Below are 25,952 nucleotides of genomic sequence, written 5' to 3'. Positions count from 1 at the left end.
TCAGCCGCGCGGCGCCTTGGCCGTGGAGCCGCGGACCACCAGCTCCGGCTCGAAGAGCAGCTCGCCCGGCTGCACCGCGGCGCCCTGGATCTGCGCCGTGAGCAACTCGACGGCGGCCCGCCCCATGGCCTCGATGGGCTGCCGGACCGTGGTCAACGGGGGCTCGGTGCAGTTCATGAACGCGGAGTCGTCGTAGCCCACCACGGAGACCTCGCCCGGGACGTCGAGACCCCTGCGACGCGCCGCCCGTACGGCCCCCAGGGCCAGCGGGTCGCTCGCGCAGATGATGCCGGTGACACCTCGGTCCAACAGGCGGGAGGTGGCCGCGTGGCCGCCCTCCAGGGAGAACAGGGTGCGCTCCACGTGCGCGGCGGGCAGCTCGGAGCCGGCCGCCTCGGCGACGGCGCGGGCGGCGACCAGCTTGCGCAGGGAGGGGATGTGATCGGGCGGGCCCAGCACGAGGCCGATCCTCTCGTGCCCCAGGGACGCCAGGTGGCGCCAGGCCTGTTCGACCGCGACGGCGTCGTCGCAGGCCACGCACGGGAAGCCGAGGTCCTCTATGGAGGCGTTGATCAACACCACCGGAACCTTGCGCTCCGACAGCAGTCGGTAGTGCTCGTGCGGGGCGTCGGCCTGGGCGAAGAGCCCTCCGGCGAAGACCACCCCGGAGACCTGCTGCTGGAGGAGGAGCTCCACGTAGTCGGCCTCGGAGACCCCGCCCGTGGTCTGCGTGCACAGCACGGGGGTGAGCCCCTGTTGGGCGAGGGCGCCGCCGATGACCTCGGCGAAGGCCGGAAAGATCGGGTTCTGGAGTTCCGGCAGCACGAGGCCGACCAGTCGTGCGCGTTCGCCGCGCAGCTGGGTGGGGCGCTCGTACCCCAGCACGTCGAGGGCGGTGAGCACGGATTGGCGGGTCGCCTCCGAGACGCCCGGCTTGCCGTTGAGCACCCGGCTGACCGTTGCCTCGCTGACTCCCACCTTCTTCGCCACTTGAGCAAGTCGTCGCGTCATGAGCGCAAGAGTAGCGCAAGTAATGCAAGTTCCTTGCAGTTCGATTACAGCCAGTTTGCCGGGGCTCCGACGGTGCCGGACCAGGCCGGTACGGGACGGCGCCGCCCGGGAGTTCCCGGGCGGCGCCGTCCCCCTCGTACCCGGCCGCGCGGCTACGGCAGCCGGTCGATCCGGAACGTCGAGGTCGTGTTCCGGATGTCCACGGCGTTGCCTTCGGTCCTCAGGTTGTGAATGGTGACCGATCCGACCGCCGGACCCTGGCCCGCCTCGGGCATCTCGTTCGCCCAGAGCCCGAACCCGGACTTCGCGTCGAAGGCGTCACCGCTCTTCCTCGCCCCGGAGATGGTGATGTCCCGCAGGACGGTGTCCTTGATGGGGTTGACCGGTTGACCGCCGACGTACTGCGTCTGGAACATGATGCCGCTGTACGTCGGGTCGACGATGTCGACGTTGTTGATCCGGATGCCCTGGAACACCTTCGAGGCGGAGAACAACCAGATCCCGGGGAAGGTCTGCCCGCCCCAGAAGTGGCCGCCGGAACGTATGACGGAGATGTTCTCGAAGGTCGTCGGTTCCGTGCCGAACCCGTTCATCGGATATCCGAAGTCCAGCGAGCTGACGGTGATCCCCGAATAGACGAGGGTGTCGGCGATGTGGATGTTGCGGAAGGTGTTGTTGAACCCGCCGTAGACGGCCACCCCGGCGGCCCGCCAGGTCAGGATCGTGGTCAGGTTCTCGTAGACGTTGTTCTTCATGTCCGCGCCGCCCGCGTCGATCGCGGAGAACAGCGCGAAACTGTCGTCGCCCGTCGCCCTCGCCTCGTTGTTGGTCACGAGGTTGTCGGTGCTGCCGTTGGTCATGTTGATGCCGTCGGCGAACATGTTGCGGATCCGCGAGTTCTTGATGGTGATCCGGTCGGTGTTGGCGCCCCAGTACAGGCACACCATGTGCTCGTTCCAGATGTTGTCGATGGTGATGTCCGAGACGCCCGCGAAGTCGAAGACCTTGCCGGGGCCGTCGATGCGCGAGGTGTAGTTGCCGAAGTAGGCGAAGCCCGAGAAGGAGGAGCCCTTCGCGGTGCCGTCGGCCCTCCAGCCGATGTCGGTGTTGTCCTGCGCCGACGGGGCGTGGAAGCGGGTGAACCACGGTCCGGCGCCGACCACCTGCACGGCCTTGCCGTACACCTGGAACTTGCTCGCCGTCTGGTAGTCGCCCGGGGGCAGGTAGACGCCGGTGAGCTTCCCGGTGGGGTCCATCCGGACCTTGTCCAGGGCGTTCTGCACGTCCTGGTGGCCGAAGCCGGCGGGTACGGCGTAGGTCTGCGGGTCGGGGTTCGGGGCGGCGGTGGCCTGCTCCAGGCTGACGAAGTCGATCGCGTAGGTGGAGGTGTTGGCGGCGTCCTTCTGCAGTCGGATCCTGCTGCCCTTGGGGACGGTCTCGCCGAGCAGGACGTTGGCCTCGTCGTAGATGTGGCGCGGCGCTCCGGCACTCGGCGCATTGCCCGGCGAGGCCTCGGCCCCGTACAGCCAGGCGTACTTGGAGGTCAGCGGCAGGGCCTTCTTGAAGACCCCGTCGACATAGACGTTGATGGTGGAGTCGATGCCGCCGCCGCCCGGGGCGTCCGGGATGGAGAAGCGGGTGACCAGGGTGTTCGTGGCGGCCCGGGTGGTGAACTCGACGTACTCCCCGGTCGCGTCGAGGCTGACGGCCTTGCGGCCCGAGGCTTCGCCCGCGATGTCGCCGATGGTCCGGTTGGGCCCGACCACCGTCGCCCCGCCCCCGGTGACGGCTTCCTCCGCCTCGTACAGGTCGAAGGGCATGTTCGCGCCCCGGCCCACGAAGAACGGCTTGGTGGAGGTGTTGTTGCCGCGTTTGACCGGTAGTTCGGCCGCGTCGTCCGCGAGGACGACCTTGACCGTGTACTTGCCGTTCGCGGCCGGCCAGCTGCCCAGCGCGATCGGCGCGGTGGCCGCGCCGGCGGCGAGGGGCCCGTCGAAGGATCCCGTCAGGGTGCGGACGGCGGCGCCGGTCGCGTCCTGGAGGGTGAGCGTGACCGCGTGCGGGCCGGGCGCCGAGGCGACCGTGCCCTGGTTGCGAACCGTCACCGTGAAGGCGACGGGTCGCCCCTCTGACGGAGCGGACGGCGACCAGCTCACCTCGGAGGCGATCAGGTCGGAGCTGTCCACGGCTCGGACCACCAGCGGAGCCCCGGCGAAGGAGTTGTTGCTGTCGTTCTGCTCCACCACGGTGTTCGCCTCGTCGACGACGGCGGCGGGCTGGTACGTCCCCGCGTCGCGCGCGCCGATCCCGGCGCCGACGGTGGCGCTCGCCCCGGCGGCCAGCGCGGGCACGGCCGCCGTGCCCACCTTGGTACCGCCGAGCGTGAAGGTCACGGCGGTGGCGGGGGCGGCCGCCGAACCACTGTTCCTGACGGTGGCGGAGAGGGTGACCGGGTCGGACTCCACGGGTGCGGCCGGTGCGGCGTTCAGCCCCGTGACCTCAAGGTCCGGGTTGGGGGCGGGCACCCCGATCACCTGGAACTCGGCGATCTGCCCGTTCGAGGAGCCGGTGTTGGAGGTGAAGCGCAATTGGACGTCCGCGACGCGGGCGGTCAGCGGGATGGTGACGGTGTTGCCGGAAGCCGGGTCGAAGACGTAGTCCTTCGCGGCGACCAGACCGGTGGTCGCGGAGGCGCTCTGCTCTCGGCCGAGGACCTGGATGTTCTGGGTGCGGACGCCCCAACCACTGTCCGGGTTCAGCTTGAGGACGAGGCGCTGCAGGTCCGCGTTCGCGCCCAGCTTGACCGTCAGCGTGCTCGGGTACGCCCCGGCGGCGCCCTCCCAGTAGGTGGCCGTGCTGTTGTCGTTGGCGTTCTCCGCGACGAAGGTGTGGATCACTGAGGAGCCGGTGACCGGTTTGCCGACGGCCAGGTTGGATCCGCCGCCCCCGGTTCCGTTGCGGGTCACGGAGTTGCTGTCGCCGGAACGGTTGCCCGCCGCGTCCCTGGCGCGGACGACGTAGCTCACGGTGGCGGTGGCCGGCTGGGTGTCGGTCCAGAAGGTGGTGTTCCCCGCGACCGTCGTGCGCAGCACGTTGTTCGCGTACACCTCGTAGCCGGTGACCCCGACGTTGTCGGTGGCGGCCTGCCAGGACAGTGCGATCCGGTCGGCGGCCGGTTCGGTCAGGGTGAGGGCGCCCGGAACGGTCGGTGCCTGGGTGTCGCCGGTGTCCGCCGCCCGGGTCACGCTGTTGCTGTTGGCCGACTGGTTGCCGGCCGCGTCCCTGGCTCGGACGTGGTAGGTGATGGCGGTCCCGGTGGGCTGCGTGTCGGTGTAGGTGGTGACGTCCCCGGCCACGCTCGTGCGCAACTGGTTGTCCGCGTACACGTCGTACCCGGTGACGCCGGTGTCGTCGGTCGCCGCACTCCAGGTGAGGTTGATCCGTCCGGTCGCCGGTTCGGTGTACGCGAGCCCGGTGGGGGCCGTCGGCGCGGTGGTGTCACCGGTGCGCGGTCCGTAGACCTCCAGCTCGGACAGCTGGCCGCCTGGTTGTTCGGTGTTGGCGGAGATCCGGACGCGCAGGTACCGCGTGGTGGCCGCGTCGAAGGCGATGGTCACGGAGTTGCCGCCGGCGGCGTTGAACAGGTAGTCCTTCGAGGCGGTCAGGTCCGTGTGATCGGCGCCGTTGGCGCTGCCCTGGATCTTCAGGGTCTGGGTGCGGGCGCCCCAGGTTCCGGGCAGCCGCAGCACCACCCGGTCGACGCGTACGGAGGCACCGAGGTCCACCTGGAGCCACTGGGGCAGTGCGCCGTTCGCGCTCTCCCAGTAGCTGGCGGTGTTCCCGTCGTTGGCGTTGGCCGGCAGGTAGGTCTGGGTACTGCTGCTGGCGGTCAGGGGCTTGCCGCGCGCCAGGTCGAGCGACGACTCGTCCGGGGTCCGCACCTCCAGCTCGGAGAGCTGCGCGGCCTGCCAGCCGGTGTTCGCGGTGACCGTGATCCGTACGTACCGGCTCCGGGTGGCGGGGAAGGTGATGGTGACGGTGTTCCCGTTGCCCGGGCCGAAGGCGTACGCGGCCGACGCGGCCAGGGTGGCGAAGCTCGTGCCGTCGCCGCTGCCCTGGACCGCGAGGGTCTGCGTGCGGCTCTCCCACGACGCGGGCAACCTCAGTACCACCTGGTCGACACGGGTGGTGGCGCCGAGGTCGGTCTGCACCCACTGGGGAAGGGTTCCGCCCGCGCTCTCCCAGTAGGTCGAGGGGTCGCCATCGGTGATGTGGGCGGCGCCGTGGGCGCTGTTGCTGCTGCTCGCCGTGGCGGGTCGACCGGCCGCGATGCCCGGACCGCCCGCGGCCGCGGCGGTCAGGGCGGGCCAGCCCATGATCAACAAGGTGGTACTGAGGACGGCGGCCAGCATCCGCCACCTCCAGGTGTGCCTTCTCATATGTCCTCGTCCCTCGACATGAACGTCCGGAAGCAGGTGAGACAGGAATTTGCGTACTGCCGTGCGAGAATTGCAGAGCACTGCTCAATCGTCCACACTTCCGACCGCTCCCGTGCACTTGAATCGCTTGCGCAAGCTGGGCGTAAATAACGCAAGCCATTTGCGTGGACGAGGGAATTCCACTGAGGCCGAAGCCGACCTACGGTGCTAGTCATGCGGTTCCTCCCCACCAGCGCTCGGCGCCTCGGGCTGCCCAGACGGGCCGTCTCCCAGATCCTGCTGACCCAGCTGGCCCTCGCGGCCGGGGTCCTCGCGCTGGCCACCGGCCTGTTCCTGGCACCGCTGAGCGCCCAACTGGACGACCAGGCCATGCGCCGCGCCCTGGCCATCGCCCAGAGCGCCGCGGCGGACCCGTCACTGGCCGCCGACCTCCTGGTGTCGGGCCCCGCGACGGACACCCCGGTCCAGGCCGCGGCCGAACGGATCCGCCGGGCGACCGGGGCCGAGTACGTCGTCGTCCTCGACCTGAACGGCATCCGCCGCTCCCATCCGAGCACCGACCGCATCGGCCTGCCCGTGTCCACCGACCCCGCCGATGCGCTCGCCGGCCGTGAGGTGATGGAGATCGACGAGGGAACGTTGGGGCGCTCGGCCCGGGGCAAGGTCCCCCTCGTCGCCGCCGACGGGGAGATCGTCGGAGCGGTGTCCGTCGGCATCGCCTACGACAACGTCCGCGACCGGCTCGTCGGAGCCATCCCCGGCCTCCTCGCCTACGCGGGTGGCGCCCTGGCGGCCGGCGCGCTCGCCGCCTACCTGCTGTCCCGCAGGATCCACCGCCAGACCAGGGACCTGGCCTTCTCCGACATCGCAGGCCTCCTCGCGGAGCGCGAGGCGATGCTGCACTCCATCCGGGAGGGAGTCATCGCCCTCGACGGGAAGAGCCGGATCAGGCTGGTCAACGACGAGGCCGCCCGACTGCTCGGACTCACCCCCGACACCGCCCACACCCTCTCCGGCCTCCCCCTCGACGAGGTCCTCGGCGCCGGTCGCACCACGGACGTCCTGTCCGGCCGCGTCACCGGCCGCGACCTCCTCGCCGTGCAGGGACCCCGGGTCCTTGTCGCCAACCGGATGCCGACCTCGGACGGCGGCGCCGTCGCCACCCTGCGCGACCGCACCGAGCTGGAGCACCTCGGTCGCGAACTCGACTCCACCAAGGGCCTGATCGACGCTCTGCGCGCGCAGGACCACGAACACGCCAACCGCCTGCACACCCTGCTGGGCCTGCTCGAACTGGAGCTGTACGACGAAGCGGTCGAGTTCGTCACCGAGGTCGTGGGCGTGCACCGGACCACGGCCGAGCAGGTGACGGAGCGGATCCACGACCCCCTGCTGGCCGCCCTGCTGGTGGGGAAGGCCACGGTCGCGGCCGAGCGGGGCGTCCCGCTCCGACTCGCCCCGACGGCCCTGCTCCCCGACCGGCTGGTGGATCCCGGCGGCCTCGTCACCATCCTCGGCAACCTGGTCGACAACGCCCTGGACGCGGCGGCGGGCTCGGCCGCGCCCCTGGTGGAGGTCGACGTCCGCGCCGACGGCCGCAGCGCCGTCCTGCGCGTGCGCGACAGCGGGCCGGGCATTCCCGCCGGACACCGTGAGGAGGTCTTCACGGAGGGCTGGTCGACGAAGCAGCCCCGAGCCCATCGCGAGCGCGGCCTGGGCCTCGCCCTCGTACGCCGTCTCGCGGAGCGGCAGGGCGGCAGCGCCCGGGTCGGTGAAGCAGCGGACGGAGGGGCGGAGTTCTCCGTCGTACTCCCGGAGGCCCTGCGGTGAACGAGACCCCGATGCACGTATTGGTCGTCGACGACGACGTGCGTGTTGCCCTGATAAACGCCGCGTACGTGGCGAAGGTTCCCGGGTTCCGGGTCGCCGCCCGGGCCCATTCGGCCGCCGAGGCACTGGAGTTCCTCACCACCCACCCGGTGGACCTGATCCTCCTCGACCACTACCTCCCGGACGAGAACGGGCTCGACCTGGTCCGGCGCCTGCGCCAACTCGGCCACCACACCGATGTGATCATGGTCACCGCGGCCCGCGACCTGGCGACCGTCCGGATGGCCATGCGCCTCGGCGCCCTCCAGTACCTGGTGAAGCCCTTCACCTTCGCCGGCCTGCGCGGCAAGCTGGAGGCCTATGCCACCCTCCACCGCTCCCTGGCCGGTGGAGGCGAGGCCGAACAGGCCGAGGTGGACCGGATCTTCGGCGCGCTCGCCGCCGCCGGCACCCCCAACGACCTACCCAAAGGCCACTCCCCCACCACGGCGGAACTGGTCCGCCAGGTCCTGCGCGCCGCCGAAGGCCCCCTGTCCACCCAGCAGGTCGCCGACCGGGCCGGGATCAGCCGGCAGACAGCCCAGCGCTACCTGAAGCTCCTCGACCGCGCCGGCCGCGTCACCCTCGCCCTGCGCTACGGCGAGACCGGCCGTCCGGAACACCGCTACTCCTGGCGGCCGCCCGGGACCTGACCGGCCCTGGCTCACACCGCTCCGGCACCCGTCAGGGAGCGGACCTCCGTCTGCGCGTGCTTGCGCTCGTCCGGCTCCTCCCCGGAGGTCACCGTGCCCAGCCAACCGGCCAGGAAGCCCAACGGGATCGAGACGATCCCCGGGTTCTGCAAGGGGAAGTACTGGAAGTCCACCCCGGGGAAGAGCGACTCCGGGCTCCCGGAGACCACCGGCGACAGGGCGACCAGCAACACCGAGGGGACCAACCCCCCGTACACCGACCAGACGGCCCCCCGTGTGGTGAATCCGCGCCAGAAGAGTGAGTACAGCAGCACCGGCAGGTTCGCCGACGCCGCCACGGCGAAGGCGAGCCCCACCAGGAAGGCCACGTTCAGGTTCTGGGCCAGCAGCCCCAGCGCGATGGCCACCGCGCCGATGCCGACCGCCGCCAGCCGCGCGACCGCCACCTCACTGCGCTGCCTGGCGTGCCGGCGCTTGAGCGAGGCGTAGAGGTCGTGCGCGACGGAGGCCGACGAGGCGAGGGTGATCCCGGCGACCACGGCAAGGATGGTCGCGAAGGCGATGGCGGCCACGAAGGCGAACAACACGGCGCCTCCCGTGGTCCCGGCGCCCCCGCCGAGGAAAGCGGCCAGCAGCGGTACCGCGGTGTTCCCCGAGGCGTTGGAGGCCCGCACCTCGTCTGGCCCCACGAGCGCCGCCGCGCCGAAGCCGAGCACGATGGTCATCAGGTAGAAGCCGCCGATCAGGCCGATCGCCCACACCACCGACCGGCGGGCGGCCCGCGCGGTGGGCACGGTGTAGAAGCGCGACAGGATGTGCGGCAGGCCCGCCGTCCCGAGGACCAGCGCGAGGCCCAGGCTCATGAAGTCGAAACGGGAGGTCCAGTCACCGCCGTACTTCAGGCCGGGACTCAGGAACCGGCTCCCGTGCCCGCTGCGGTCGGCGGCGGTCGTGAGCAACTGGTCGAAGTTCCCGTGGAAACGCAGCAGGACGAGGACGGTCAGGGTGACGGCCCCGCCCATCAGCAGGACGGCCTTCACGATCTGGATCCAGGTGGTGGCCCGCATCCCGCCGAAGGTCACGTAGACCACCATCAGCGCGCCGACCCCTATCACAGTCAGGGTCCGGGCCCCGGGCCCCGAATCCCCGAGCAGTAGTCCCACCAGGCTGCCCGCGCCGACCATCTGGGCGATCAGGTACAGCACCGAGACCACCACCGAGGAGGTTCCGGCGGCGATCCGCACGGGCCGCTCGGCCATCCGCGCGGCGACCACGTCGGCGAGGGTGAAGCGCCCGCAGTTGCGGACCAGTTCGGCGACCAGGAAGAGGACCACGAGCCAGGCGACGAGGAAGCCGACCGAGTACAGCAGGCCGTCGTAGCCGAAGAGGGCGATCAGCCCGGAGATGCCCAGGAACGACGCGGCGGACATGTAGTCACCTGCGATGGCGAAACCGTTCTCCAATGGGGAGAAGAGCCGCCCGCCCGCGTAGAACTCCTCGGCGGAGCCGTGCCGGTTGCGGCTGACCCAGGTGGTGATGCCCAGGGTGACGGCGATGAACAGGCTGAACAGGATCAGGGCCAGGGTCTGGTGTTCCGTCGTCACCGGAGCTCCCCCCGGGCCCGGTTCCGCTCCTGGTCGCGTTCCTGCTCGAAAACCGTCCAGCGCAGGTCGAGCGCGGCCCGGTCCCGCCGTAGTCGGGCGTGCCGGGCGTACGCCCAGGTCAGCAGGAACGTGCTGAGGAACTGCCCGAGGCCCGCGATCAGGGCCACGTTGACCGCGCCCACCACGGGCCGGGCCATCAGGCCGGGCGCCATCGTCGCCGCGATCACGTAGGCGACGTACCAGAGGAAGAAACCGACGGTCGCCGGGACGACGAACCTCCGGTAACGGCTGCGGACCTCCTGGAAGGCGGCGCTGCGCTGCACTTCCAGGTAGATGTCGGATGCCCCGGGCGCGGGGCGGCCCCCGGGGACCTGGCGTGGGGGGACCGTTTCCTCGACCTCGCCCCAACCCACGGCGAGCGCGTCGTACCAGGGGTCGTCCAGCCGGATCGTTCCGGCATCGCGACCATCGTGCTTGTCCACCGAACTCTCCTTGTCCGCTGCCGCATTGGCCGCGTGCCCACAAGGATGTGCGGAATGAAAGGTTTCCGGACTGGTGTCCCGGTGCTCTTCACTCCTTCAGGTGATGGAGTGAAGAGCACCGGTGTGCCGTGGCGCCGGAGGTGTCCGCCCGGTCAGGCGTCGATGCGCGAACGGTCCAGGGTCGCCGCCGAGCTGGTGATGAACTCCTTGCGGGGGGCGACCTCGTTGCCCATGAGCAGGTCGAAGACCTGTTCCGCGCCGTCGAGGTCGCCGATGTTGATGCGGCGCAGGGTGCGGAAGCGGGGGTCCATGGTGGTCTCCGCGAGTTGGTCGGCGTCCATCTCACCGAGGCCCTTGTAGCGTTGGATGGCGTCCTTGTAGCGGATGTTCTTGCGCTGGTACTCCAGGAGCGTTTGGCGCAGCTCGGTGTCGGAGTAGGTGTAGACGTACTTGTCCTGGCCGCGCTTCGGCTGGACGAGCTCGATCCGGTGCAGCGGCGGCACGGCCGCGAAGACCCGGCCCGCCTCGACCATCGGTCGCATGTACCGCTGGAAGAGCGTGAGCAGCAGGCAGCGGATGTGGGCACCGTCGACGTCGGCGTCGACGAGGAGGACGATCTTGCCGTAGCGGGCGGCGTCGAGGTCGAAGGTGCGGCCCGAGCCCGCTCCTATGACCTGGATGATCGCTCCGCACTCGGCGTTCTTGAGCATGTCCGAGACCGAGGACTTCTGGACGTTGAGGATCTTGCCCCGGATGGGCAGCAGTGCCTGGAATTCGGAGTTCCGGGCGAGCTTGGCGGTTCCGAGGGCCGAGTCGCCCTCGACGATGAAGAGCTCGCTGCGGTCGACGTCGTCGCTGCGGCAGTCGGCCAGCTTCGCCGGCAGCGAGGAGGATTCGAGCGCGGTCTTGCGGCGCTGGGCGTCCTTGTGCTGACGGGCCGCGATGCGGGTCCGGGCGGCCGCGACGATCTTCTCCATGACGGAGCGGGCCTGCTGCTTGTCGTCGCGTTTGGTGGAGGTGAGGAAGGCCTTGAGTTCCTTGGCGACGACGGCGGCGACGATGCGGGTGGCCGCCGAGGTGCCGAGGACCTCCTTGGTCTGGCCCTCGAACTGGGGTTCGGCGAGGCGGACGGTGACGACGGCGGTCATGCCTTCCATGGCGTCGTCCTTGACCACGTCGTCCTCGGCGACGCGCAGCAGTTTCGCCGAGCGCAGGACCTCGTTGACGGTCTTGGCGACCGAGCGTTCGAAGCCGGAGACGTGGGTGCCGCCCTTGGGGGTGGCGATGATGTTGACGAAGGACTTGACGTTGGTCTCGTAGCCGGTGCCCCAGCGCAGGGCGATGTCGACGCCCAGCTCGCGGGTGACCTCGGTCGGGGTCATGTGACCGCGGTCGTCGAGGACCGGGACGGTCTCCTTGAAGGTGCCCGTGCCGGTCAGGCGCAGCACGTCGCACACGGCCTTGTCCTGGGCCAGGTACTCGCAGAACTCGCTGATGCCCCCGTCGAAGCGGAAGGTCTCCTCGGTCTTGCCCGCACCCTCCAGGGCGCGCTCGTCACGGACGACGAGGGTCAGACCGGGCACGAGGAAGGCGGTCTGGCGGGCACGCTGGTAGAGCGTCTCCAGGTTGAGCCGGGCGTCCTTCAGGAAGATCTGCCGGTCGGCCCAGTAGCGGACCCGGGTCCCGGTCTTGCCCTTGGCGATCCGCTTGACCTTGCGCAGGGCGTGGTCGGGGTCGAAGGGGCCGTCGGGGCCCTGCTCGGTGAACATGCCGGGGACGCCGCGACGGAAGCTGATCGCGTGGGTCGAGCTGCTCCGGTCGACCTCGACGTCGAGGCGGGCCGACAGGGCGTTGACGACGGAGGCGCCGACGCCGTGCAGGCCACCGGAGGCCGCGTAGGACCCGCCGCCGAACTTGCCGCCGGCGTGCAGCTTGGTCATGACGACCTCGACCCCGGAGAGGCCGGTCTTGGGCTCCACGTCGACGGGGATGCCGCGGCCGTTGTCCCGGACCTCGACCGAGGAGTCCTCGTGGAGGATCACCTCGATGTGGTCGCAGTACCCGCCCAGGGCCTCATCGACGGAATTGTCGATGATCTCCCAGAGGCAGTGCATCAGGCCTCGACTGTCGGTGGAGCCGATATACATGCCGGGGCGCTTGCGAACGGCCTCAAGGCCTTCGAGGACGAGCAGGTGCCGCGCGGTGTAGTTGGAACCGTCCCGGTCTGCTCCGGACAGCAGCGCGCTGGAAGGCACGGACGTGTCGGCGGTCACGCAGTTCGCTCCTCGCTGAATTTCTTTTCTGGCCCGGTCGGGCGCAAGGGTGGCACAGGTGCCGGTCCGAGGGTACCGAGGCCTGGTAGAGCCGATGCAACGCCACCCTCTCGCGTTCCTCAGCCTAGTGCAGATCCGTACGGGTGTTCGATCCCCCGAGAGGGTGAAGCAAACATCACGTTCCCTTCCAGGCATGAACCATTTAGTGTTCGGGCACGTCCTCATGAACAACCGGCGCTCGTGCCGGGGAGGACGGGAACTGCTACAAGCGAACGACTGACAACGCGAAACCGTAAAGCAACGCAATACGGCTCCTTCGCCGCCAACCGGCAACAGCCGGCCAGCTTCGGAAGGAAGTTTCGAGGAAAAGCCGCGAGCGGGAACGTTTTCGGCCTGGTTGGATGTTGACCCTGGTACGACAGCTCGTCGAGCTAGAGAAGAGGCGACGTGACTACTGTTCTGACACCCGCGACCCCGCTGACGGCCGCTGACCGATGCGACCGCTGCGGCGCCCAGGCATATCTGCGCGTCGTCCTCCTGAGCGGTGGTGAACTGCTCTTCTGCGCCCACCACGGGCGCAAGTTCGAGCCGGAACTCAAGAAGATCGCCGCGGAAATACAGGATGAGACCGAGCGGCTTACGTCCGCTCCGGCGGCCGCTGCCGCCGACACCGAGGACCGCTGACACTTAGGCCTGCACCTCGCATCCGACGAGCAAGGACCGGCCCAGGCCGGTCGACGGGCGGCATCCCTGAGACCCAGGGATGCCGCCCGTCCTCATGCTCGGGGTACCTCCACCGATCCCCCGACCTCCCCCTCGCCCCACGCACCCCTCCACAGGGCCGTGAAGGGCACCTGTGGGCCCTCGCCACGCCCTCCGGGTGTACTTACACCGCGTCGGGCCGACCGCCCCGCTGCGAGCCGCTCACGAACTCGATCAACGGAGCCACCCGGGTGTAGACGCCGGGGCTGTCGGCCCGCCCGCAGCCGCGCCCCCAGGACACCAGGCCGATGAGCCGTCCGCGGGCCACCAGCGGCCCGCCACTGTCCCCCTGGCAGGCGTCCTTGCCACCTTCGGCATCGCCCGCGCACACCATGGAGTCGGCGCGGTACTGACCGTCCCGGTCCCCGGGGTAGGCCCGCCGGCAGGTGTCGTCGTCCAGCACCGTGACCGGCGCGGCGCGCAGGCCGTACGCGTAGTCGCCGTACCCGCTCGTGTCGCCCCAGCCGTACACGGTCGCCCCGGTCCCGGCCGCGTAGGCGGCGTCGCCCGCGCCCGCCATGGGCAGCACGTGATCGGCGGGTAGGGCCTCGGCCAGTTCCAGGACGGCCAGGTCCCCGGCGTTGCTCGCCGGGTCGTACCCCGGGTTGACCCGGGCCGCGCGCACCGCGATCTCCCGGCCGTCGGCGGCGCGGAGCTCCGTGCGCCCGGTGATGACCCGGAAGTCGGCCACCGATTCGACGGGGCCGCCCAGCACCTGGCTGCCCAGGCAGTGGGCAGCCGTCACCACCGTGGTCGGGGCGACGACGACGCCCCCGCAGAACTGACCGTCACGGGTACCCCCGAACCGGTCACGGCTGGCGAGGGCCACCACCCAGGGGTTGTCGCCCGAGGTCACGGGCTTCCCACCTATGACCACGCTGTCCGCGGCCGCCCGGGGCGCCTGGGCGAGCGGCGCGGCGGCCGCTCCCGTCACCAGCGTCAGCGCACCCGCCAGGGCGCGGGCAAAGGGACGACGCATGAGGCCTCCTGACTCCGAGTGTGTATGACTCCACCCAGAGTGGTGTGCCCGGTGGTGGTGCGCACCCGCGCGGCCACCGTCGGACGCCCCTCGGGGCCGGTCCGATGCCCGGACCGGCCCCGAGATCCCGCCACGAACCGATCAGTCGAGGTAGTCGCGCAGCACCTGGGAGCGGGAGGGGTGCCGCAGCTTCGACATGGTCTTGGACTCGATCTGCCGGATGCGCTCGCGGGTGACGCCGTAGACCTTGCCGATCTCGTCGAGGGTCTTCGGCTGGCCGTCGGTGAGGCCGAAGCGCATCGAGACCACGCCGGCCTCGCGCTCGCTCAGCGTGTCGAGGACGGAGTGCAGCTGCTCCTGCAGGAGCGTGAAGCTGACGGCGTCGGCAGGGACGACCGCCTCGGAGTCCTCGATCAGGTCGCCGAACTCGCTGTCGCCGTCCTCGCCGAGCGGGGTGTGCAGGGAGATCGGCTCGCGGCCGTACTTCTGGACCTCGATGACCTTCTCGGGGGTCATGTCGAGTTCCTTGGCCAGCTCCTCCGGGGTGGGCTCGCGGCCCAGGTCCTGGAGCATCTGGCGCTGCACGCGGGCGAGCTTGTTGATCACTTCGACCATGTGCACCGGGATGCGGATGGTGCGGGCCTGGTCGGCCATGGCGCGCGTGATCGCCTGCCGGATCCACCAGGTGGCGTACGTGGAGAACTTGTAGCCCTTGGTGTAGTCGAACTTCTCCACCGCGCGGATCAGGCCCAGGTTGCCTTCCTGGATCAGGTCCAGGAAGAGCATGCCGCGACCGGTGTAGCGCTTGGCCAGGGAGACCACGAGGCGGAGGTTGGCCTCCAGCAGGTGGTTCTTGGCGCGGCGGCCGTCCTCGGCGATGATCTCCAGTTCGCGCTTGAGCTTGGGCGCGAGCTTGTCGGAGTTCGCCAGCTTGTCCTCGGCGAAGAGGCCGGCCTCGATGCGCTTGGCGAGCTCGACCTCCTGCTCCGCGTTGAGGAGGGGGACCTTGCCGATCTGCTTGAGGTAGTCCTTGACGGGGTCCGCCGTGGCGCCGGCGACGACGACCTGCTGGGCGGGGGCGTCGTCCTCGTCGTCGGAGATGACGAAGCCCTTGTTCTCCCCGCTCTCCTCCTCCTCGTCCGCCTCGCCCTTCGCGGCGTCAGGCCCCTCCTCGGTGTTCTCCCCGTCGCCGTCGTCGGAGTCCTTCTTGCCCGCGGTCCTCTTCGCCGCCGTCTTCTTGGCGGCGGCCTTCTTCGCGGGTGCGGCCTTCTTCGCGGCCGTCTTCTTCGCCGCGGTCTTCTTGGCGGCGGGTTCGGTTCCGGGCTCGGTGGCGACCGCGTCGGCGGGATCCGTGGCCGCGGCCTCGGCGGGCTCGTCGGCTGCCGTGCGCGCCACCGTCGTCGCGACGGTCTTGGTCGCCGTCCGCTTGGCGGGGCTCTTGGCCGCGACGCTCTTGCGGACGGTGCGCTTGGGCGACTCCGCGGCACTGACCATCAGCGTCACACCCTCTTCCTCAAGGATCTGGTTGAGGCTGCGCAGGACATTCTTCCACTGGGTCGCAGGAATCTGGTCAGCCTCGAAGGCCCGACGCACGTCATCGCCGGCGATCTGCCCCTCGGCCTTGCCCCGCTCGATGAGCGCCATCACAGACTCGGAATCGGCGATCTCCGACGGGAGCGTACGGGATGTGCTGGCCGACACGAACAACCTCTCGGAACGATGGAAACGGCTTCCGACCCCGGCCTGGTGCTGGACCGGAGCCGACGACCACCGACTGGGGATGGGCCGGGGGCGCGGGCAGGGGCCGGGGAGCTGCACAGCATCCCCAAGGGCTGCTGTCTTCCCTCCGTCGGCCATCACCTCTTACGTCATCGCGTGACGTCGCGGAGCGTTACGCCCCATCTTGGTGGCCAGGGTCACACCAGCGTCGGTCCGACACCGTTCGTACGGTCACACAAACACGTCCGGGGGCTGCGAACGGCCCCCGGACGCCGGTGTCGCCGGATCCGAAACGGACCCGGCGACCGGTGCTGCACCCCCGCGCCCCCGCGCGTGGGCGCGTCAGTGCTCGCGCGGGGCGGGAACCACGCGCTCGACCTCCGGATGCACCGTCAGGAGCTGGCGCATGGCGTTCTCGGCTCCCATGGCGTCACCGGCGGCGAGGGCCTCCACCATCCGCGCGTGGTGCGCCACGCAGGTCTCGCTCGGGCGGTCGCACGCGGTGACGGGGCTACCGGAAACCTGGAGGGCGGCGGAGACGATGCCGGAGAGGTGTTCGAGCATCCGGTTGCCGGCGACCTGGATCAGCAGGGAGTGGAACTCGTGGTCGGCTCGACCGAAGGTGATCACGTCCCCCTGGCCAAGGGCGTGGCCCATGATCTCGACCATGTCGGCGAGGCGCTGCTGGACGTCGGGGCGACCGTGGCCCGCGGCGAGGCGGGCTGCGAGCGGCTCGATCGTCAGGCGGAGCTCGCCCAGCTCGCGGCGCTGGTCGTCCCGCTGGGGTCCGAAGGCGCGCCATTCGATGATGTCCGGGTCGAGGAGGTTCCAGTCGGCGACGGGGCGGACCCGGGTGCCCACGTTCGGGCGGGCGCTGACGAGGCCCTTGGCCTCCAGGACCCGCAGGGACTCCCGGACGACGGTCCGGGAGACCTCGAAGCGCTGGCCGATCTCCTCGGGAACCAGCGGGCGGTCGGCGCCGAGGTCACCGGAAACGATCATCTGGCCGAGCTGTTGGACGAGTTGGCCGTGCAGGCCGCGGCCACGGCTACCGGCGGCGCGGCGGCCGACACGGCTCAACTCGACGTCGGCGCCGTCCCAATGGGGAGGTCCGACCCGGTCGGACCCGGAGGTTTCCGCGTAGGGGTAGCGGTCGAGTTCGCCCGGGCCGGCGAGGCCGGTGTCGGCATGGCGGGCGGCGGTCATCATGGTGTGCGCAAGGGTACTCACGAATCCTTTGTCGGCCGTGCCTCCTTCACCCTTGAGGTCTTTGGTGAAAAGCACACGAAAGGGTGATCGGTGCCACCTACGCAATTGACGACTTATCGTAAAGAACCGGGCCTTTCGCGGGGAGTTGTGATCCGCTTCACGTGATTTCGAGTGATCCGGTCTTCCGTGATCCTCGGGACGTCGCCTCCCGCACCCGAACGGTCACCAACGGACTCGGGCACGCAGTCCTGTGAACCCATAGGCGCACAACAGGACCATCAGCGACAACACCAGTGCGATCCCGACGGGTTGGGCCATCAATCGAAGCGCTCCGAGGGCGAGTCGGTCGGCCTCGGGCGGCCACTGACCCCAGGACAGGCTCCGGAGCCGGGAGCCGAGTCCACCCACGGGGTAGGCGGACGGCCCCTCCAGGACCTTGCGGACCAGCGGTACGACCATCACCGGTACCGCGAGCACCGCGGCCAGGCCCGCGGTGGCGGACCGGAACGCGCCGGAGGCGAGCACGCCCGCCCAGGCGCAGCCGATCAGGAGCCCGGCCCAACTCGCGGCCGGGGAGATCCACTCCACGGGCGGGCGCAGTGGTGACGTGTCGAAGACGATGCGCAGGATCGCGGCGTCGGCGATGACCGCCAGGGCGCCGAGCAGCAGTGCGAAGGCGCCGCAGACCCCGAGTTTGGCCGTGAGCAGCCCCATGCGGCGCGGGACGGTGCCGCGGTCCGCGGCGAGCGCCGGGTACCGGTACTCCTCGCCGAAGGCGAGGGCGCCGAGCAGTCCCGCGCCGAGCGCGGCGGGGGGCAGCGGGAGCAACTCGGGCCAGGCGACGAGGAGGCGGCTCTGCGGGGTGTGGCCCGCGCGGGCGAGGACGAGGGAGATGAGTACGGAGGTGACGACGACGACGGCCGCCGTGAGAAGGGGTGTCGCGGTACCCAGGATGCGGCGCAGCTCGTAGCGCAGCGGGCGCAGCGGTCCGCCGACGCGGCGCACTCCGGAGGTGGCCCGCCCGGGGTCCGCGCAGCGCGGGCGTGCGGCTCCGGGACGCCCCGCATCAGGGTGCCCTGCCCCGAACCGCCTCGATCCGGAGCTCGGGGACTCGGCACGCGGGACGTCCGAACGCGCGTCTTCCGACGGCCACGCTGCGAAGCGCTCGGCTTCGGCACGCGACAGTGCGTCGCGTGCGACACGTGTGGCATCGCGACGCGCCGCCTCGACGTGCGCGGCGTCGGGGCCCGGCGCCGCGGAACCCACGGCTTCGGAGCCCACTGTTTCGGGGTGATCTGCTGCGGAGCGTACGGCGCCGGTGGCTTCCCGCACCGGGTCGGCAGCGGCAGGGGTGTCGGCGGCACCCTCCGGACGGCTTGCCATACCGCACCCGGGGTCGTTGTCGTGGCGCGGGTCCGCGTGGGACGACGAGCGGGGAGCGGCTCGGTCGCCGGGGCCGGGATCGGGCCGGGCGTCCGCCCGGGTGGCACCCGTGGCCGCCTCGAAGCCTCCGACGGCGTGGGTCCGGGCGCCTACTTCGGACCGGACCTCGGCGCGGGCCTCCGCACGCGCCTCGGCACGGATCTCGAAGCCGGCTTCGGATCCGGTTCCCGATCTCAGCTCCGGGCGCTGCTCGGAGCGGAGTTGGGCGACGGCGCGGGTGCGGGCCTGCGGTACGGGCGGGATCGGCGCCGCGGCGTCACCGACGATCCCGAGGCCGCCTCCCGGGCCGCCGGTGTCGCCGGTCTGGCCCGTTTCATCGGCGAGCTGGTGGACCAGGACGCCGTGCCGGAACGCAGCCTCGCCGATTTCGGCGCAGTTGCTGCCGTACACCGACAGGCGACTGCCGCTCTCCTCCACGATCTCGACGACGCGTTGGGCCGCGCGCGCCTCACGGGTCAGCACATCGGCCAGCCTGGCCGCGTGCGGGGTGCGCACCGCGACGCGCGGCCGCAACCGGGTGCGGGCGAAGTCCACGGCATCCTGGTCGGCGACGAGCCGGCCCGACGCGATGGAGACGACCCGGTCGGCGTGACCGGCCGCTTCCTTGGCGTCGTCGGTGGTGAACAGCACCGCGCCGCCGAGGGAGGCGTGGCCGCGCAGCAGCCCGTGCAGCCAGGCACGTTCCTTGACGGAGAGTCCGGCGCCGGGTTCGTCGAGGAGGAGGGTGCAGGGGTCGGCGAGCAGGGCGGCGGCCATCCCGACCCTACGGTCCATGCCGAGGGAGAGCGATCCGAGCCGCTCGTCACGCAGGCCCGCGATGCCGACGACCTCCATCATCGTGTCGGCGCGTGAGGCCGGCACTCCGGCAGCGGCGCACAGCATGCGCAGTTGGTTGCGGACGGTCCTCGCCGGATGGCCGGGTACGTCGCCGAGGAGCACGCCGACCTCACGGCCGGGATGCGGGATCCGGTGGAGCGGGCGCCCCCGGAAGTACGTGATGCCCCGACCAGGTTCGAGTTCGATCATGAGCCGCAGGGCCGTGGTCCGACCCGAGCCCGGTTCTCCGAGCAGGGCGGTCACGCAGCCCGGGCGGGCCTCGAAGCTGAGGCCGTCCACGAGGGGCGGGAGTTTCCGACGGGGTGCGCTGGTGAGTCCAATGGCCTGGAGCATCGCTTCTCTCGCGGGGGGTGAGACCGCTTTGCGGCAGTGTGAGTACCGCAAGCAAGATAACGCGATATGTCCGATTTTCTGCGTAGCCGGTCCGCGGTGGGGCCGGTGTCGCGGCGGGTGGCTCAGACCTCGGGGCGCAGCATCGGCGGGTTGAGGAGGGTTGCCCCGCCGGCCCGGAACAGTTGGGCGGGCCGGCCTCCCTGACGGGTCGTGGTGCCCCCGGCGGGCACCAGGAAGCCGGGGGTCCCGGTGACCTTGCGGTGGAAGTTGCGTGGGTCGAGAGCCACGCCCCACACCGCCTCGTAGACCCGGCGCAGCTCGCCGACGGTGAACTCGGGCGGGCAGAAGGCGGTCGCCAGGGAGGAGTATTCGATCTTCGAGCGGGCCCGCTCCACGCCGTCGGCCAGGATCGTCGCGTGGTCGAAGGCGAGTGCGGCGGACGCCTCGGCGGGCGGCTCCAGGAGTTCGTCCACCGGTGCCCAGCGGGCACTGTTGGCATCACCTCCCGCGCGGGGGGCGGGCAGGTCCGGGGCCAGCACCAGGTGGGCCACACTGACCACCCGCATCCGGGGGTCCCGCCGGGGATCGCCGTAGGTGGCGAGCTGTTCGAGGTGCGCCCCGTTTCCCGTGTCCGGGGCCGCCGGATCGTGGGCGCACAGCCCGGTCTCCTCGGCGAGTTCCCGGGCCGCGGCGCCCGCCAGGTCCTCGTCCCCTCGGACGAAGCCGCCGGGCAGCGCCCAGCGCCCCTGGAACGGCTGCTCCCCGCGTCGTACCACGAGCGCGCAGAGCGCGTGGCGCCGCACGGTGAGCACGACCAGGTCGACGGTGACGGCGAAGGGCGGATAGGCCGACGGGTCGTAGGGCGACATGCCGCGATCATAGTCGTCTGCCTGACGATAAACAGGGCTTTGGTGATCCTGGAGACCGTGATCTGGAACCCAGCCGCCATCCTGCCGACCTCGTCGTCACGATGGAACCGTCCCAAAACCCTCGCCGCGGCTGCGACCCACCGACGATCCGATGCGGCGGAAGCCGGTTCGGACCGGCGTGGGGCACCGGGCCGGCGGGCGCCGGAGCATCGATGGCCTTCGTCGCGGAGGCCGTGCGTGCCCGGCACCACCGACCTGCCGGAACCGGACGGGCCCGGCCTATCCCCGCAGTTGGAGAACATCGGCGGCCTCCTCCACCATGCCCACGCCCAGCCTGCTGATCCGCACGGTGAACGGCTCCCCGGCGACGCGAAGCCCCGAAAGGCGCAGGGCGCCGAGCGGCGCGCCGGCCGGCGGGGCCACGGCGACCATCGCGGCCGGGGCGTCGGGCCGGATCCCGGCGAGGGCCGTCAACACGTGGATCCCGGCTGCGGCGGCCACCGCGGCCGGCCTGCAGGCGGCCGGATGGGGAAGCGGGGCGCTGCCGGCGGTTCGCTGCTCCGCCGCGTACATCTCCGGGAGGCGGTAGCCGAAGGTTTCCGCCGCGTCCAGCAAGCCTCGGAGCAGCCCGGCGGCCTCCTTCTCGAATCCCGCCCGGACGAGGCCCGCAACGGCGACGGCGGTCTCGTGGGCCCTGACGGCGCCCGACCGGTGTCCGAAGGGATTGTGGCCCGGCTCCCGGGTGGCCATGCTCCGCAGCCCCCAACCGGAGTCCATGGCGGGGGCTCCGAGGAGGCGGGCCAGGTGTTCGGTACGAACCGGATCCAGCAGACCCGGGGCGAGCCGGCCGCCGCCCAGCAACCCGGTGTCCAGCAGGTGGGCGGCTGCGCCCGTGAGGCGGGGCAGCGGCCGCCCGTCGGGGTGCAGGGCCGCGGCGGGTCGACCCCCGTCCGGTCCGTCGACCCAGAAGGCCGCCCGGAACCTCGCCCTCAGCTCGGCGGCCCGCTCGCGCCATTCCGGGGCTCCGGGCCGACCGCACGCGTCGAGCAGGTCGGCACCGAGCAACGCCGCCCGATGTGCGTGGGCCTGGGTCTCGACGCGCCGGGGTCCTGGTTCGGGGTCGGCCACGAAGCCGTCCTTCCCGATGGCTCCGCGCAGCCAGTCCAGGCAGCGTTCGGCGGCGGGGAGCAGGCGCGCCACTTCGTCCTCGGAAAGCCCCCACCGCCGCGCCTCCGCCAGGAGTGCGGGGAAACCGAGGGTCGCCTCCGTACCGGTGCACCCCGGTGGCAGTTGCGGTCCGGCGGCGCGCAGCGGACCGGGGATCTTCCCCACGTCGGGACCGCTGCCCGCGGTTTGGCTCCGGGCGAGTGTCCGCAGCGTGGCGGCGGCCAGTCCGGTGCCGAGCGGCAGCGTCATCCGTGCGGCCCAGAGCGACTCGGCCGGGGCCAGTCCCAACCGCCACGGCACTCCTGCCGCCGCGAAGGTGTCGTCGGGTGAGTCGGGGGCCCTGAGGAGCAGTGCACCGAGGTCGTCGAGGCTGGTTCGGAACCAGGCGTCGGCCCTCGGGTCGTCACCTTCGGCACGGGCCGCGGCGAGCGGGTTCGCGACCTGTCCGACGGGGGCCCTACCGGTGCGGTCGTGCGTGGTCCGCAGCCCGATGACGCGGGACTGTCCCGGCGTAAGTTCCAGTTGCCAGCGCAGGAGTCCGGCGGAGGCGAGGGCGTCGTCGGGGGCCGGCTCCGCGGTGGTGACGGCCAAGGCCTCGCCGGCGCTCCACCGCAGTCCGGCGGCGTGGACGGCAGCGGGTAGTTCGGGTCCCGGTCCACCCGCGGCCACCGTGGCCAGCTCTGCCAGGTCGGTTCCGAGGAAGACCTCCACCGTGAGCCGCAACGGGCGGGAGGCGAAGCTGCGCAGGGTGATCCGCTCGGTGCCGTCGGCGTGCCGGACCCGCTCCACGCCGACGTCGGGGTCGGGTCCGGCCTCGAATCCGGTACGGACGGTGGCGGTGAAGGCGGCGCGATCCGCACCGAGGTTGCGTCCCTGGACCGCGACCGGGTCGCGGCCCGCGACGCGGAGCACGCAGCGGGACAGCAGCCGGCGCCCGGCGCGGTAGATCCCGTCGATGCCCCGCCCGGTGAGCTGGCCGTGCTCCGGGGAGATGGCCAGGCAGGGGGCGGAGACGCAGATGACGGCTCCGTGCACGGGCGGTAGATCGGCCCGGCGTGCGGCGGGCACCCCGGGTGCAGGGCGCCCCGGGCGGCCCGGACCGCTCCCGGGCTCCACCGCGGCGTCGGGGCGCCCCCCGGTTCCGCCCGGGTCGTCACCCCGTCCCCCCACACCCGTGGGTGCGGCCACTCCCCCGGTCCGTGGGCCGGGTTCCGGCGGGGCTGCCGCCTGTCCTGCGGGGCGGGGAGGTGACGCGGCGCGCCCGGTCAGCCCCGCGTCGGGATCAGGACCGGGCCGGGCCGGCGTCGCGGGGGGCCGGTGGGATGGCACTCCCGAGGGGCGGCCCGGCGGGGACGTGGACGGCCCGGTGGGATCGGTGAGAGGTGCGGGGGGAGCCATGTGCCGCCTTGTCTGCGCTCCGGCCGGTTGGGCGGGGCGGCAGCGCGGCCGGGCCCCCACCGCCCTCCAGGGGAACGCACCGGCCCCCGCCCGAGTCACGGGCCCCGGCGGTGACTGGCCCCGGAGCGCGGGGCGACCTGGGCGGAAGGCCATGACCACCGATTCCCGAATCCGACGGGCACAGCCACCATGCGGTCCGCGTCGGGCGCTCACTGCCCGCTCCCCTCGGTACGACGGGACTCGGAGCGGCGGGACCCGGGGCGGCGGGACTCCGGGCGGCGGTCGGTCCGCCGACCGGGCGGGTGTGTGGTGGTCGCGGCCCGCTTCCGGCGCGGTTCGCGTCGGCCGCGTTCCTCCCTCAGGCACTGTCGCAGCCCCTCCGGGTCGATGCCCTCGTTGCAGGCATGGTGCAGGAGCTGCGCGAAGCGGTACTCGGAGTCGGCGCGCAACGCCAGCCCGAGTGCGATCCGTGCGGTCGGCTCGTCCCCGCAGGACCAGGAGACCCAGCCCGCCAGGGTGAGCGGGGCCGCCGCGTGTTCTGCGTACGCACCGACACAGCGTCGTGCCAGGGCTCGCCACAGCCTGAGGGCGGGGGCGGCCTCGTCCTCCTCCATCCACTCGGCGGCGATGTCCCGGATCTCTCGGTCCTGGAGGCCGAGAATCACCGCGGCGGCCTCGTCGTGGCCGAGCAGGGCGTCGTCACGGTCGTCGGCGCGGGATCCCGCTTCGGCGGGCGGGGCGAGCGCCAGGCGCCGCATCAGGGTCCTCGCCATGGACAGGGTCTCGGCGCCGACCTCCTCACGGGTCGCACCGTCGAGGATCTTCGGTACGAGGGCGACGGCCGCGCGATCCAGTGCGGCCTCCTGGCCGGCGGCGGGCACCCCGCGCAGGGGAGCGAGCCGGTCCTCGATGTCCCGCAGGGAGCCCCGTACCCGGAGCCCGGCGTAGGTCGCGGTCGCCGCCATGACCGAAGTGCCGGGCGGATCAACGGGCTTGCCCTCGACCGGGCAGCAGTCGGCGTCGTGACAGATGTAGGACCAGTAGCGGCCGCCAGAAAGGCACAGGGCTTCCAGTACGGGCACGTCGAGCGCCCCGCAGGCGAGGCGCAGTCGCTGGGCGAGTGGCCGGAGCCGGGCCATGACCCGGCGGCCGCTCTCCCCCTCGCCCGGGTCCTGGCAGAGGAACACCACGATGCCGTCGGGCTTGGAGGCGCGTCGTTCGCTGCCGCGGATCAGGCATTCGGCGACCTGTCGGGCCGTCTCCTCCCATTCACCGGGCCCCGGGGGGATTCCGACGCGGAGCCTGCCTCCGAAGCGACCTGCCTCGCCGTGCACGGCGACCATGACGAGGGAGTCCGTCGGGTGGAAGCCGAGCATGTAGGGCAGCGCGTCCGCCAGTTCGGCCGGGCTCCGCAAGGTGATCGGGGATGTGGTCGGGACTCCGGACGGGCTCGGGGAGGGACGGCCGGACTGGCTGGGTGTTTCGTGGTTCGTCGTCATGTGTCGACGGTCCCGTGCCCGGCCCGATCGCGAAACCCCTGTGGATAACTCGTCCAACTTTCAATATCCACAGGTTGATTGCGGCACGGGCGCGATGTCGGCCGCGTCGGGTTCCATGGACCCATGAACCAGGATCGAAGCCCCTCGCCCGCTACTCTCCCCCGCTTCGGAGCCGCCCGGGGACGGGCGCCCTGCCGAGCACCGTCATCACGAGGGCCCCCGCCCCGAGCACGCCTCCCGACCACATCACGGCGTCGACCCCGGCACTGTCCGCCGCCAGGCCTCCGACCGACGCACCCAGCGCGATGGCCCCGTTGAACACGCCGACGAACAGGGCGGACACGGCCTCGCGCGCCTCGGGCGCCGAGGCCAGCAGCCAGGTCTGGGCGCATACCGACACACCGCCGTAGGACAGGCCCCACACCGCGAGCAGTACGCCGGCGGTCAGGACGGAACCACCGAACAGCGGCATCAGCGCGACCGTGGCCGCCAGTACGGCGCTGATCACCAGCATGGTGCAGCGGGGGGACCGGCCGGCGGCCGCCCCGGCCGCGAAGTTGCCGACCACACCGGCGATTCCGTACACGAGCAGCAGCGTGCCGATCATCCCGGCGCTCGCTCCGGAGACCTCCTCCAGGACCGGGCGCACGTACGTGTAGGAGGCGAAGTGGCCGGTGACCAGCAGGGCCACCACACCCAAGCCGGTGCGCACCCGCGGATCGGCGAACAGACGGATGACGCCCCCCGACCGGGCCTGCGGGCCGGCCGGCAGCCGCGGCAGAAACGCCGCCAACGCGATGACGACCATCAGCGCGAGTGCGCCCGTGGCCACGAACGCCGCCCGCCATCCGAAGAGTTCACCGACATATGCGCCGGCGGGGACTCCGAGCACCGACGCGACCGCGATGCCGCTGAAGATGAGGGAGGTCGCGGGGCCGATCGACCTGGGCGGCACCAGCCGTACCGCCAGACCCGCCGCGATCGCCCAAACACCGCCCATGCCGACACCGACCAGCACGCGGGCGGCGACCATCATGGCAAAGTTCGGTGTCCACGCAGCGAGCAGGTTCCCCACCGCCAGGACCGTCATCAGCGCGCACAGCACCGTGCGGCGGTCGAACCGCCCCAGCAGAGCGGTCAGGACCGGCGCGGACACCGCGCCCACCAGTCCGGTGATGGTGAGGGTCAGACCCGCGCTGCCCTCGGACACCTCCAGGGCGTCCCCGATGGGCGTGAGCAGGCCAACGGGCAGCATCTCCGACGTCACCACGGTGAACGTCGCGGCCGCGACCGCCAGGACGCCCGACCCGCCACGGGTCGCGGATCGTTCCGGCGTCCCGCCGGTGCCTGCGATTTCCTCGATCTGTGTCATGGCCACCAGCCAACCCACCCCGACCTGCGGGAAC

The 25,952-nt window shown here is 71.6% G+C and carries 16 protein-coding genes; 3 read left to right on the top strand and 13 right to left on the bottom strand.

Going from position 1 to position 25,952, the window contains the following annotated elements:
* Entirely contained in the window at positions 1-1,011 is a 1,011-nt protein-coding gene (locus tag ACZ58N_RS30350) for a LacI family DNA-binding transcriptional regulator (protein WP_281204842.1), read from the bottom strand.
* A gap of 152 nt (positions 1,012-1,163) precedes the next feature.
* Positions 1,164-5,450, bottom strand: a complete 4,287-nt coding sequence (locus tag ACZ58N_RS30345) for a discoidin domain-containing protein (protein ID WP_471166239.1) — start codon at positions 5,448-5,450, stop codon at positions 1,164-1,166.
* Positions 5,451-5,663: 213 nt separating this feature from the next.
* Between ACZ58N_RS30345 and ACZ58N_RS30340 the strand changes: the two genes are divergently transcribed.
* Together ACZ58N_RS30340 and ACZ58N_RS30335 are read left to right on the top strand one after the other, a co-directional pair.
* Positions 5,664-7,280: a sensor histidine kinase gene (locus ACZ58N_RS30340; protein ID WP_471166236.1), complete on the top strand. Its 1,617-nt coding sequence runs from the start codon at positions 5,664-5,666 to the stop codon at positions 7,278-7,280.
* Positions 7,281-7,291: 11 nt separating this feature from the next.
* Entirely contained in the window at positions 7,292-7,972 is a 681-nt protein-coding gene (locus ACZ58N_RS30335; RefSeq protein WP_471166234.1) for a response regulator, read from the top strand.
* A gap of 11 nt (positions 7,973-7,983) precedes the next feature.
* On the opposite strand, the gene ACZ58N_RS30330 is transcribed toward ACZ58N_RS30335, so the two are convergent.
* The 3 genes from ACZ58N_RS30330 to ACZ58N_RS30320 all read right to left on the bottom strand — a co-directional run bounded on the left by ACZ58N_RS30330 (position 7,984) and on the right by ACZ58N_RS30320 (position 12,331).
* Positions 7,984-9,576: a solute symporter family protein gene (locus ACZ58N_RS30330; RefSeq protein WP_471166231.1), complete on the bottom strand. Its 1,593-nt coding sequence runs from the start codon at positions 9,574-9,576 to the stop codon at positions 7,984-7,986.
* On the bottom strand, positions 9,573-10,058 hold the full coding sequence (locus tag ACZ58N_RS30325; RefSeq protein WP_471166228.1) for a DUF485 domain-containing protein: 486 nt from the start codon (positions 10,056-10,058) through the stop codon (positions 9,573-9,575). Before ACZ58N_RS30325 ends, ACZ58N_RS30330 begins: the two co-directional genes overlap by 4 nt.
* Positions 10,059-10,210: 152 nt before the next feature.
* Positions 10,211-12,331 (bottom strand): DNA gyrase/topoisomerase IV subunit B, encoded by a 2,121-nt coding sequence (locus tag ACZ58N_RS30320; protein WP_471166225.1) that lies wholly within the window; start codon positions 12,329-12,331, stop codon positions 10,211-10,213.
* Between the two features lie 447 nt (positions 12,332-12,778).
* Here ACZ58N_RS30320 and ACZ58N_RS30315 point away from each other — a divergent pair, with 447 nt between their 5' ends.
* Positions 12,779-13,015 (top strand): DUF7455 domain-containing protein, encoded by a 237-nt coding sequence (locus ACZ58N_RS30315; protein WP_266573543.1) that lies wholly within the window; start codon positions 12,779-12,781, stop codon positions 13,013-13,015.
* A 202-nt stretch (positions 13,016-13,217) separates the two neighbouring features.
* On the opposite strand, the gene ACZ58N_RS30310 is transcribed toward ACZ58N_RS30315, so the two are convergent.
* From ACZ58N_RS30310 to ACZ58N_RS30275, 8 genes are all read right to left on the bottom strand, one after another.
* On the bottom strand, positions 13,218-14,072 hold the full coding sequence (locus tag ACZ58N_RS30310; protein ID WP_471166220.1) for a S1 family peptidase: 855 nt from the start codon (positions 14,070-14,072) through the stop codon (positions 13,218-13,220).
* A 141-nt stretch (positions 14,073-14,213) separates the two neighbouring features.
* A complete protein-coding gene (locus ACZ58N_RS30305) occupies positions 14,214-15,773 on the bottom strand; it encodes an RNA polymerase sigma factor (RefSeq protein WP_471166217.1) in 1,560 nt (519 codons plus the stop codon).
* A 360-nt stretch (positions 15,774-16,133) separates the two neighbouring features.
* Entirely contained in the window at positions 16,134-17,075 is a 942-nt protein-coding gene (locus ACZ58N_RS30300; protein WP_471166214.1) for a FadR/GntR family transcriptional regulator, read from the bottom strand.
* A gap of 147 nt (positions 17,076-17,222) precedes the next feature.
* Positions 17,223-19,613 (bottom strand): ATP-binding cassette domain-containing protein, encoded by a 2,391-nt coding sequence (locus ACZ58N_RS30295; RefSeq protein WP_471166211.1) that lies wholly within the window; start codon positions 19,611-19,613, stop codon positions 17,223-17,225.
* A gap of 122 nt (positions 19,614-19,735) precedes the next feature.
* The gene (locus ACZ58N_RS30290) at positions 19,736-20,482 is read right to left on the bottom strand and encodes an NUDIX hydrolase (RefSeq protein WP_471166209.1); all 747 of its coding nucleotides are present in this window, start codon (positions 20,480-20,482) and stop codon (positions 19,736-19,738) included.
* Between the two features lie 279 nt (positions 20,483-20,761).
* Entirely contained in the window at positions 20,762-22,684 is a 1,923-nt protein-coding gene (locus tag ACZ58N_RS30285) for a glycogen debranching N-terminal domain-containing protein (RefSeq protein WP_471166206.1), read from the bottom strand.
* Between the two features lie 572 nt (positions 22,685-23,256).
* On the bottom strand, positions 23,257-24,546 hold the full coding sequence (locus ACZ58N_RS30280) for a DUF4192 domain-containing protein (RefSeq protein WP_471166203.1): 1,290 nt from the start codon (positions 24,544-24,546) through the stop codon (positions 23,257-23,259).
* Positions 24,547-24,697: 151 nt separating this feature from the next.
* Positions 24,698-25,918 carry an MFS transporter gene (locus ACZ58N_RS30275; protein ID WP_471166200.1) on the bottom strand — a complete coding sequence of 407 codons (1,221 nt, stop codon included), beginning with the start codon at positions 25,916-25,918 and terminating at the stop codon, positions 24,698-24,700.
* Positions 25,919-25,952: the final 34 nt, after the last annotated feature.

The sequence above is a fragment of the Streptomyces sp. NPDC040432 genome (assembly GCF_055595445.1).
The sequence above is the reverse complement of the archived record's forward strand: the minus strand, read 5'-3'. Positions and strand labels throughout refer to the sequence as shown.

Bases quoted from the DNA above. Each gene is read 5' to 3' on its own strand.
- ACZ58N_RS30350 (WP_281204842.1), bottom strand. From the start codon at position 1,011: ATGACGCGACGACTTGCTCAAGTGGCGAAGAAGGTGGGAGTCAGCGAG.
- ACZ58N_RS30345 (WP_471166239.1), bottom strand. From the start codon at position 5,450: ATGAGAAGGCACACCTGGAGGTGGCGGATGCTGGCCGCCGTCCTCAGT.
- ACZ58N_RS30340 (WP_471166236.1), top strand. From the start codon at position 5,664: ATGCGGTTCCTCCCCACCAGCGCTCGGCGCCTCGGGCTGCCCAGACGG.
- ACZ58N_RS30335 (WP_471166234.1), top strand. From the start codon at position 7,292: ATGCACGTATTGGTCGTCGACGACGACGTGCGTGTTGCCCTGATAAAC.
- ACZ58N_RS30310 (WP_471166220.1), bottom strand. From the start codon at position 14,072: ATGCGTCGTCCCTTTGCCCGCGCCCTGGCGGGTGCGCTGACGCTGGTG.
- ACZ58N_RS30295 (WP_471166211.1), bottom strand. From the start codon at position 19,613: ATGCTCCAGGCCATTGGACTCACCAGCGCACCCCGTCGGAAACTCCCG.
- ACZ58N_RS30290 (WP_471166209.1), bottom strand. From the start codon at position 20,482: ATGTCGCCCTACGACCCGTCGGCCTATCCGCCCTTCGCCGTCACCGTC.
- ACZ58N_RS30280 (WP_471166203.1), bottom strand. From the start codon at position 24,546: ATGACGACGAACCACGAAACACCCAGCCAGTCCGGCCGTCCCTCCCCG.
- ACZ58N_RS30275 (WP_471166200.1), bottom strand. From the start codon at position 25,918: ATGACACAGATCGAGGAAATCGCAGGCACCGGCGGGACGCCGGAACGA.